The sequence below is a fragment of the Bombilactobacillus apium genome (genome assembly GCF_013385145.1).
Classification (GTDB): Bacteria; Bacillota; Bacilli; order Lactobacillales; family Lactobacillaceae; genus Bombilactobacillus; species Bombilactobacillus apium.
In genome coordinates this window covers 44,837-53,922 of record NZ_JABZEC010000007.1, presented here as the reverse complement: position 1 = coordinate 53,922, position 9,086 = coordinate 44,837, and the positions used below count along the sequence as shown (strand labels likewise).

Genomic DNA, 9,086 nt, shown 5'->3' with positions numbered 1-9,086 from the left:
GGCAACAATGATGAATAATTTAGTGACCAAAGATTTCTTAAAGCAAAATTTAAATATTCCACAACTATCTGAACAACGGCGAATTGGAAGATTTTTGAGTAATATCGACCAGCTAATTGCAGTCAACCAGCGCAAGTCTCATGTAACCCCACCGATAAGTCTAAATATTATATTTTAGTATATTTAATCAGACTTATAATTCATATTTTTATAAAAGGATTCCGACAAACATAAAAATTCAGTATTATTAATACCCAAAAGCAATAGTTCATCTAAAATTTTCAAATCTGACATTTCTAACCCCATTTTTGAGTTATTTTGAGCTACTTCCTAACTACTAATACCGAACATTCCAGAGTCACTCCAAAAGTATTATATTTTGGCACCTAAAATCAACTCACATCTTAACGACACCTATTTTGGATCAGCTACGACTAAAAAAGAAACCTAACAGATGTAGTGACTGTACCGACCCCCAAAAGTCAGACCAAAAATCTAACTTCTGGAAGTCGGTACAAGACCAGGTTTCTCTTGACTAATTATTAAAAAATAAATTTAATGAATACTATAAAGGATCATTCAATTGATTGTCTTTTACTTACATTAGATGGGATCCAAATCCATTTTTTTCCATCCTTATCAAGATAATACACAGCAAAAATATGAGACAGCCCGGGCGTATCTAAGGCTAAGTAAAGGACGGCTAAGGCCTCAAATAAATATTCGACTGTACCAAATACAGGTAATGAATTAATAAATGAATGCCTTAAATTTTGATAAGCATTATTATATTTTTCATTTTTTTTACTAATCCTTTGTAGTTCTCCATCAACTACCCCAGTAATTCTATCCTGATCTTTGTTTAATATATCCGTATATTCTTTTTTATTCAGATTATAACTGTTCAGAACAACATAGATATTTGGTAGTTGAGTCTTGGATGAATATAATTTCTTAAATCGTTCTTCGTATTTCTCATTTTGAGACATTTCCGGTGTTCGAAATTTAATTACAGATTCCATAAGAGTAAATATTCGTAATTCTAACTCACCAATGTAGGTTGAATATGTCCTTTTTTGATCTTCATCAAATGTTATCTTATAGGATAGTTCAATAATCTCCTCTTCGATATTACTAAAAATTTGTAAATATTGATATGGAACACTCATATTGGATACCCCTTAATGGCGCTTTCTTTAGTTAAATTCCTAACAAAATTCCACTTTTATAGTTTTCAAAAAATCTTTTTCGATCCAATAATTTAATTATCTAAAATACCTACCCGTTAATATAGACCAAATAATGATATTAATAAGACTAGCACATTGTAATAATGCAAAATCTTATAAGAATATAAACTGAGATTAAAGTGATTCCCCGACCCTGGCCTGGAAGTAGTCTCGTCCTTTAAATCTGGTATGCGGTAATAAATCTGGTTTTCAGAAATCAACAGCTCCACAGGTTGCTGATATCCCGCAGTTTCAGGTAATTCGGTCTGTCGAGGTAAGCTTTCAGAATTTATTTGTTCTAAAGTTTTTTGGGATATTTCTTGAAACGCAAATGCTTGATTAATTAGCTTAACCGGCTGACTCACGATCTTTTTGATTCCTGTCTTGGGATAACGGGCTTGTTTCAGATCAATGTGTAGCTGTTCGATTTCCTTTTTATGCCAATTTTGCAATTCAATCTGGACATTTAACGAATTTTCACTAAGCTCTTTATACGTCACTTCGGCTCTTTCCTGAGAAATCTCAGAATTGCTTAATACGACGATAAGCCGACTAAGTTCTTGAAGAGTAGCGAGTAATGAAGTTTGCGCCGACATCGCGGTAGCAATATCACGCGTAGATTGTTCGTACTCTTCAAATTTGTGTACATCAACAAGTTGTGCTTTAATCAACCCATTTACTTGATCTAAAAGTTTGGCAGTTTTTTCTTCTAATTCCCGGACATGCTTTCGAGACTCTAGACGCTCAGATTCATTAGCAATAATCTCTTCATTAAAAGTTGCAATATGCCGTGTTTCGCGGATAACGGAGCGAATATCCGCTAAAAGCTCTATGTTCTGAAAGTTTTTGATAGATTCTAATGATTTATCTATTTCGCCCAATTTTTCATTAATCTCTGTCATATAATATTGGCCCACGGTCATAGACACAACTGCCGTTGCGTTTTCCAGAACAGCAGCTTTAGTCGCTAGTTTAGGGAGCTTTTCATTTACTTTCTCCAACTCTGCTTGACCGGCAATACCAGGATGTTTTGCTCGTTTAGCGATCCCTCTAAAACGTCCCGGTGTCTTAGCAGATTTCATAAGTTCTTTACCAGGTTCTAAAATAGCTTGATACGTTCCTTTGGTAGCATCATATGCTAACTTTGATGTTACTGCCGATGTTCCAGTAGCTAAAGATGGAACCAATTGATCAAAGGTTGTGAGAATTAAGTCGCTATGTTTAAGCTTCTTATATCCACTAAAATTAAACTCATTCGGTAAAGTGATTTCTTGAAAATACCCCAGTTTTGGACTTTCTAATGGAGTATCTGCATCAACTTTTTCGTTTGTTTGTCTATCGTGAGATGTTTTATCGGACAAATTAAAATGTGAGTATCGCTTAGTGATGAGGAAAACGACTAGGGCAACAACAAGTATGAGTCCAACGGCTATTAAAACTGTTTGCAAATTTTTTCTCCTTCATCTTTAATCCCTAATTCTACCGATTATTAGAAATACAGTTGGAGTCACTTTTTATCTTATAGCTATACTTCACTCAGATAACAGTGATTCAACAAGTATGCCGCCTCTCAGAAGTAATCTATATTTCTCGTACTCATCTGAACAATCCGCCCCCAGCTAATTTTAAAGACACAAAAAAATCCGCAATCTAGAAAGGTCGCGGAATATTCTTGTATTGACACTTAGAAAGGAGAGTACAGGATTTGAACCTGCGCGCCGGTCTTAACCGGTTCGCCGGATTTCGAGTCCGGTGCATTACCACTCTGCCAACTCTCCAGAAAAAAAGTAGCCTCAGCTACCTAATATTTCATCAAAGTGAACATATCGTATTCATTTATTTTATCACGGCCACCTAGCTCTGTCAATTCAATCAGAAAGGCTGTTCCCACAACAATTCCACCTAATTCTTCTACTAGTTTAATAGTTGCTGCCAAAGTACCTCCCGTTGCCATTAAATCATCAACTACTAGAACCTTTTGTCCGGGTCGAACGGCATCCGTTTGCATATACAAAGAAGCTTGGCCATATTCTAGGTCATAGGTTACTGAAACCGTTTCTCGAGGAAGTTTCCCCTTCTTTCGAGCAGGTGCAAAGCCGACTCCCAATTTATAAGCCACGGGACAACCAACAATAAAGCCGCGGGCTTCTGGACCAACGATCATCTCGGTACCCTTAGACTTGGCATAAGCGGCAATTTCATCTGTTGCCGCAGCGTATGCCTGTCCATCACACATTAATGGCGAAATATCACGAAACATAACTCCCGGTTCTGGAAAATCTGGTACGTCGGCGATATATTTTTTGTAATCCATGTCCAATCTCCCTCAAATTATTTACCCAGGGCTTCAAGATAAGCAACCATCTCGGTAAAGTTAGAATTGATTAATTTATTTTGGACGGCGGTCAACTGCTCCCAGTGTCGATAAGTTTTCGAAGACGCTAAGGGACAAGTTTTGACAGCTGTAGGCTTAGTCAACACACCATTAGTTATTTTAACAAAATTCAGTTCAGAAAACACGGCTAGGACAGAATTTAGTTGACCACTGGTCAAGGCTAAATAATTACTCAAAGTTTCCAAATCTGTTAAATGTAAGTTTTGATGGGACCAAAAATATTTCAAACACTGCTGCCATTGGTCATGTTCCGGCAAATTTTGATAATAATCTAGATTCTTGGTTTGAAAAACGAAAGCTAGTTCAGGGTCAGCTTGTCGTTGCCAAAAATCTTGAAAAGTATCTAAGTTATGCGGCCGATCTATGATCAGACTCTTCTTTAAACCGACGGGAGCCTGTTCAATCGGATAACAAGAAGCTTGAGGATATAATTTTTGAAATTCTTGTAAATTATGCTCCCGAAAGAAGAGAAAGTTGCCCGGAGTCTGTGTCCAAATACTAGCTGGGGTTTGGCGAAGATCTAGCCATCGCTGCTTGGTTTGCGGTAAAAGATAAACTTGCTGGGTAGCAAATGGCTCAACATCAGCTAAATTGACTTGTAAACGCGTTTGTCTACGCCAATGATTGGCCATCAAAGTACCATAAACCGCATGCAAACCACTAGCCTGTAAACGCGGAACCCATTCTCCCTGACCAAAGCCGACACTATCTAAGTATTGGCGATGCTGCCGTAAAGTTATTTTTAAGTGGTCTTGGCTCTTTTTACCCAAATACTGGACATTTGCTTGCTGAAAATGGGTAATTTTAAAACGAGGCTGCGGATTACTTTGACCAAAGGGTGCTAAACGTTGTAATTGTTGATAAAATTCCAAGGTTACTTGATTCAAAGGTAATTCTAAATCATACTGTCGTTTGGGATATTCTGTTTGTTCTAAAGCTTGCGCTTGGGGAAGTCGATTTAAATTTTGCCGTAAGGGTTCAATTTCTTTTTCTTCCAAGGTGATACCACAAGCTTGCGGATGACCCCCAAATTTCGTAAATGACTCCCGAAATTGGCACAGAGCTTGATATAAATCAAAATCTTCCCGACTCCGACCGGAACCAGTTGCCGCTCCCTGAGAATCAATATTCAAAATTAAAGTTGGGCACTGACTGGCTTGGAGAATTCGCCCCGCAACAATTCCTAAAATTCCTTGATGCCAACCATGACCAGCGATCACTAAAACCTTAGCCCCTTGCTCTAGCTGCGCTTGGGCTTGCTCATTAGCGGCTGTTAGAACTTCTTGAGTCATAGTCTTGCGCTCACGATTCAAGTGTTCAATTTCTGTCGCCAAAGCTTGGGCTTGATCGGGATCGCTACTACTTAAAAGTGCCACGCCCTTAGAAGCTTGATCCAGCCGTCCCAAGGCGTTGAGGCGGGGAGCAATCTGAAAGCCGATATCTTCTTCACTCAAACTAGCTAGCTGAACACTAGCTTTTTTACATAAGTAGCTTAACCCTAGCCGTGGTTCTTGGCGCATTTGCTGAAGTCCCAAAGCTACTAAGGTTCGATTTTCACCTTCTAATTCCACCACATCCGCGATTGTCCCAATGGCTGCAAGATCAAGTAATTCTTGGGGAACCCGTCCCCACAAGGCACTAGCCACTTTAAAAGCCACCCCGGCTCCGGCCAAATAGGGACAAGGATAGGTCTGATCAGGATGCTGCGGATGGACAATTGCTACGGCTTTTGGCAATTGGACTGGTAAATTATGGTGATCGGTGATCACGACATCGACCCCTTGACTCTGGGCATAAGCCACCTCTTCCACGCCAGTTACACCATTATCCACCGTAATAATTAGTTGATAACCCGCGGCAACAAACTCCTGATAGCGTTGCAAATTAGGTCCGTAGCCGTCTTTAAAACGGTCGGGAACATAGTAATCAATTATTCCACCCAATTTCTTAATCGCCGTCCACATGATGGTTGTACTGGTGATTCCATCGGCGTCGTAATCGCCATAGACGATCATTTTTTGCTTTTCACTAATGGCGGTCTGAATTCGCTGAACCGCTTGATCTAAATCATGTAACTGATAGGGATCATGTAAATCCTCAATCTTAGGTTCCAAAAAATCCCGAATCTGTTCTTCCTCAGTCAACCCCCGTTGAGCCAGGAGCTGCACCAAAACTACAGGCAAATTTAAACTCTGAGCCAATTCGGTCTGGTGCGTTACTTGAACGGACGGCCCCGGTTGCCATTGATAAGCTAATCCCAAAATATTTTTACTCCTATACCTATTAAGATCTTAATTCTTTAAATCATCATCACCGACTTGTAAAACGGCCATGAAAGCAGCCTGCGGTACACTAACGCGCCCGACGTCTTTCATTCGTTTTTTACCCTTTTTTTGCTTATCTAAGAGCTTATTCTTCCGCGTCTGATCACCGCCGTATAAAGGACCGGTGACATCTTTTCGATAAGCCTTAACGGTTGAACGGGCGACAATCTTAGTCCCAATAGCCGCCTGAATAGCCACTTCAAATTGTTGCCGCGGAATGATTGTCTTCAGCTTTTGAACAATCGCGCGTCCTCGTTGATAAGCAAAGTCTTGATGGACGATAAAACTCAAAGCATCAACAGCTTCCCCATTCAGAAGAATATCCATTTTCACCATTTGCGAAACTTCATAATCCAACAAATGATAATCCAAAGAAGCAAACCCGTGAGTGCTAGATTTCAAACTGTCAAAGAAATCATAGATAATTTCAGCTAGGGGCAAATTATAAATGATTTTCACATGGTAATCATCCAAATAATCCATCGTCTGGAACTGGCCCCGCTTCCGCTGAGCTAACTCCATCACGGCTCCCACGTAGTTTTTAGGAACCATAATTTCCGCGTGAACCATTGGTTCCTTAATTTCACGAATTGCACTGGGTTCGGGCAAGGCTGAAGGATTATCAATAATTTCCGACTCTCCCGTGGTTAAAACAACTTCATAATTAACCGATGGAGCTGTCATAATCAAGTCCAAATCAAATTCTCGTTCTAAGCGTTCTTGAATAACGTCCATATGCAAAAGACCTAAGAAGCCGACCCGGAAACCAAAACCTAAGGCTTGTGAAGTTTCCGGGACAAATTCCAAAGCAGCGTCATTGAGTTGCAATTTCTCTAAAGATTCCCTTAAATCACTATACTTAGCATTATCGACAGGATACATCCCGGAATAAACCATCGGTGTAATCTTCCGATAACCGGGCAGGGCTTCCGCAGTCGAATTTTCTGCGGAGGTAATTGTATCCCCAACCCGGGTATCTTGCACATTTTTAATGCTGGCCGTTAAATAACCCACATCTCCGACCATTAAACTTTTTCGCGGTACAGCCTTGGGCGACATAACACCCACTTCCGTGACTTCAAATTTCTTACCATTGTTCATCAGTTCAATTTGATCGCCAACTTTGACCTGACCATCAAGAACCCGAATACTGAGGACCACTCCACGATAACTATCATAAACTGAGTCAAAAATTAAGGCTTTCAAAGGCGCCTGTAAATCACCTGTTGGAGCCGGGACATCCTGTACAATCCGTTCCAAAAGTTCTGGAATTCCCGTCCCCTTTTTGGCACTTGTTAAAACGGCATCTTCGGCATCAATTCCAACCATATCCTCAATTTCGGACTTGACCAAATCAGGGTCGGCGGAAGGAAGATCAACTTTGTTCAAAACTGGAATAATTTCCAGATCATTATCGACAGCTAAATAAGCGTTGGCCATCGTCTGAGCCTCTACTCCTTGAGCTGCATCTACGACTAATAGTGCCCCTTCACAGGCCGCTAAACTTCGGGATACTTCATAAGAAAAGTCCACATGTCCGGGAGTATCAATCAGGTGAAAAGTGTAATTATGGCCATCTTGGGCCTGATATTGCAGTTCGACCGCATTCAGTTTGATGGTAATACCCCGCTCACGTTCGATTTCCATATTATCCAAGATTTGATTTTCCATATCTCTCTTGGCCACAGTATCTGTTAATTCTAAAATCCGATCAGCAATCGTCGACTTTCCATGGTCAATATGCGCCACAATAGAAAAATTACGAATATATTTTTGTCTTTCAGTTAAATCTTGCTCCGGCATAGTAAACTCCTTAACTATTTCCCGTAGAAAATAACTCTACGGCGCGAATTAAAAATCTGACCTATATTATAACAATCTTAGCTTCCGAAACCTAATTTTGCCCAAAAAAAGATTCCCTCACCAAGTGAGAGAATCTTGAAGACTTAAATATTATTAAATTTATCGCGCATTCTTTCGAAAAAGTTGCGATCTTGTTCTTTAATCTTACTGCCACCTAATTCAGCATAATTTTGTAAAGCCTCTTTTTGCTTCACATTAAGATGCTTAGGGGTCACAATATCGATCGTAACTTTATGGTCACCTACACCACCATGCAAACGAGGAGCACCTTGCTCTCGCAATCGGAAAACCGTTCCTGTCTGGGTCCCAGCAGGAATCTTCAAGTCAACTTTGCCGCGAACTGTTTTTACTTTGATGGTATCACCCAAAGCAGCTTGTGGGAAGGAAATAATCACCCGGGAATAAATTGTCGCCCCATCCCGCTGGAAATCTTTGCTAGCTTCAACGGCAAAGTAAATATAGAGATCTCCGTAAGGACCTTGATTTTCTCCGGCAGCACCTTGGCCGTCAAGACGCATTCTTTGACCATCTTCAATTCCGGCAGGAATCTTAACTTCTACCGTATGGCTCTTGGTGATCTTCCCGCGACCGCTACAAGTTTCACACTTTTCCGTTACTTCTTTCCCAGTTCCGCCACAGACGTCACAGACTTGTTGACTCTGCATCATACCTAATGCTGTCCGACGATTAACCCGAATATAACCACTTCCGTGACAACGATGACAGGTCTTAGCAGTTGTTCCTGGCTTAGCTCCAGAACCCTGACAGGTTCCGCAGTATTCCTGACGATTGTAGTGAATCGTCTGACTTCCACCAAAAATAGCTTCATCAAACTTAATTTTCATCCGGTATTCTAAATCCCGTCCCGCTTTAGGAGCTGTTGGATCTTGACGCGTCGTACCACCACCGAAGAAAGAGTTGAAAATATCACCAAAGCCGCCAAAATCACCTTCTTCGAAGCCGCCACCGCCAAAACCACCTTGTTGCTGGTTACCAGTTGTGCCGTATTGATCAAAACGAGCCTTTGCTTGTGGATCTTTTAAGATATCGTAGGCATCGTTGACCTCTTTAAATTTTTCTTCTGCTCCCGGGTTCTTGTTCAAATCAGGGTGATATTTTTTTGATAATTGACGGTAGGCTTTTTTGATTTCAGCTTCAGAAGCATTCCGATCCAAGCCTAAAGTTTCATAGGGATCCATAGCCAACCTCCATTTCTTTTATTTACTAGCAAAATGAGCCAAAGATTATCTTTGGCTCATCGAAAATCACAACGAT

At 40.5% G+C, this 9,086-nt stretch carries 7 protein-coding genes and 1 tRNA gene; 1 reads left to right on the top strand and 7 read right to left on the bottom strand.

Annotated elements, in window-relative coordinates; genetic code table 11:
• The first annotated feature begins 7 nt into the window (after nucleotides 1-7).
• Nucleotides 8-178 (top strand): restriction endonuclease subunit S, encoded by a 171-nt coding sequence (locus HU830_RS09250; protein ID WP_407647501.1) that lies wholly within the window; start codon nucleotides 8-10, stop codon nucleotides 176-178.
• Nucleotides 179-575: 397 nt separating this feature from the next.
• On the opposite strand, the gene HU830_RS07790 is transcribed toward HU830_RS09250, so the two are convergent.
• The 7 genes from HU830_RS07790 to dnaJ all read right to left on the bottom strand — a co-directional run bounded on the left by HU830_RS07790 (nucleotide 576) and on the right by dnaJ (nucleotide 9,010).
• Complete coding sequence (locus tag HU830_RS07790; RefSeq protein WP_176943211.1) at nucleotides 576-1,169, bottom strand: hypothetical protein; 594 nt, start codon at nucleotides 1,167-1,169, stop codon at nucleotides 576-578.
• Nucleotides 1,170-1,285: 116 nt separating this feature from the next.
• Nucleotides 1,286-2,677, bottom strand: a complete 1,392-nt coding sequence (locus tag HU830_RS09270; protein ID WP_176943210.1) for a coiled-coil domain-containing protein — start codon at nucleotides 2,675-2,677, stop codon at nucleotides 1,286-1,288.
• 242 nt (nucleotides 2,678-2,919) lie between these two features.
• A tRNA-Ser gene (locus tag HU830_RS07780) sits at nucleotides 2,920-3,007 on the bottom strand.
• Between the two features lie 23 nt (nucleotides 3,008-3,030).
• The gene (locus HU830_RS07775; RefSeq protein ID WP_407647498.1) at nucleotides 3,031-3,543 is read right to left on the bottom strand and encodes an adenine phosphoribosyltransferase; all 513 of its coding nucleotides are present in this window, start codon (nucleotides 3,541-3,543) and stop codon (nucleotides 3,031-3,033) included.
• 17 nt (nucleotides 3,544-3,560) lie between these two features.
• Nucleotides 3,561-5,885, bottom strand: coding sequence for a single-stranded-DNA-specific exonuclease RecJ (recJ, locus tag HU830_RS07770; protein WP_176943208.1), 2,325 nt, complete (start codon nucleotides 5,883-5,885; stop codon nucleotides 3,561-3,563).
• 30 nt (nucleotides 5,886-5,915) lie between these two features.
• On the bottom strand, nucleotides 5,916-7,751 hold the full coding sequence (lepA, locus tag HU830_RS07765) for a translation elongation factor 4 (RefSeq protein WP_176943207.1): 1,836 nt from the start codon (nucleotides 7,749-7,751) through the stop codon (nucleotides 5,916-5,918).
• 143 nt (nucleotides 7,752-7,894) lie between these two features.
• Nucleotides 7,895-9,010, bottom strand: coding sequence for a molecular chaperone DnaJ (gene dnaJ / locus HU830_RS07760; RefSeq protein WP_176943206.1), 1,116 nt, complete (start codon nucleotides 9,008-9,010; stop codon nucleotides 7,895-7,897).
• Nucleotides 9,011-9,086 lie beyond the last annotated feature (76 nt).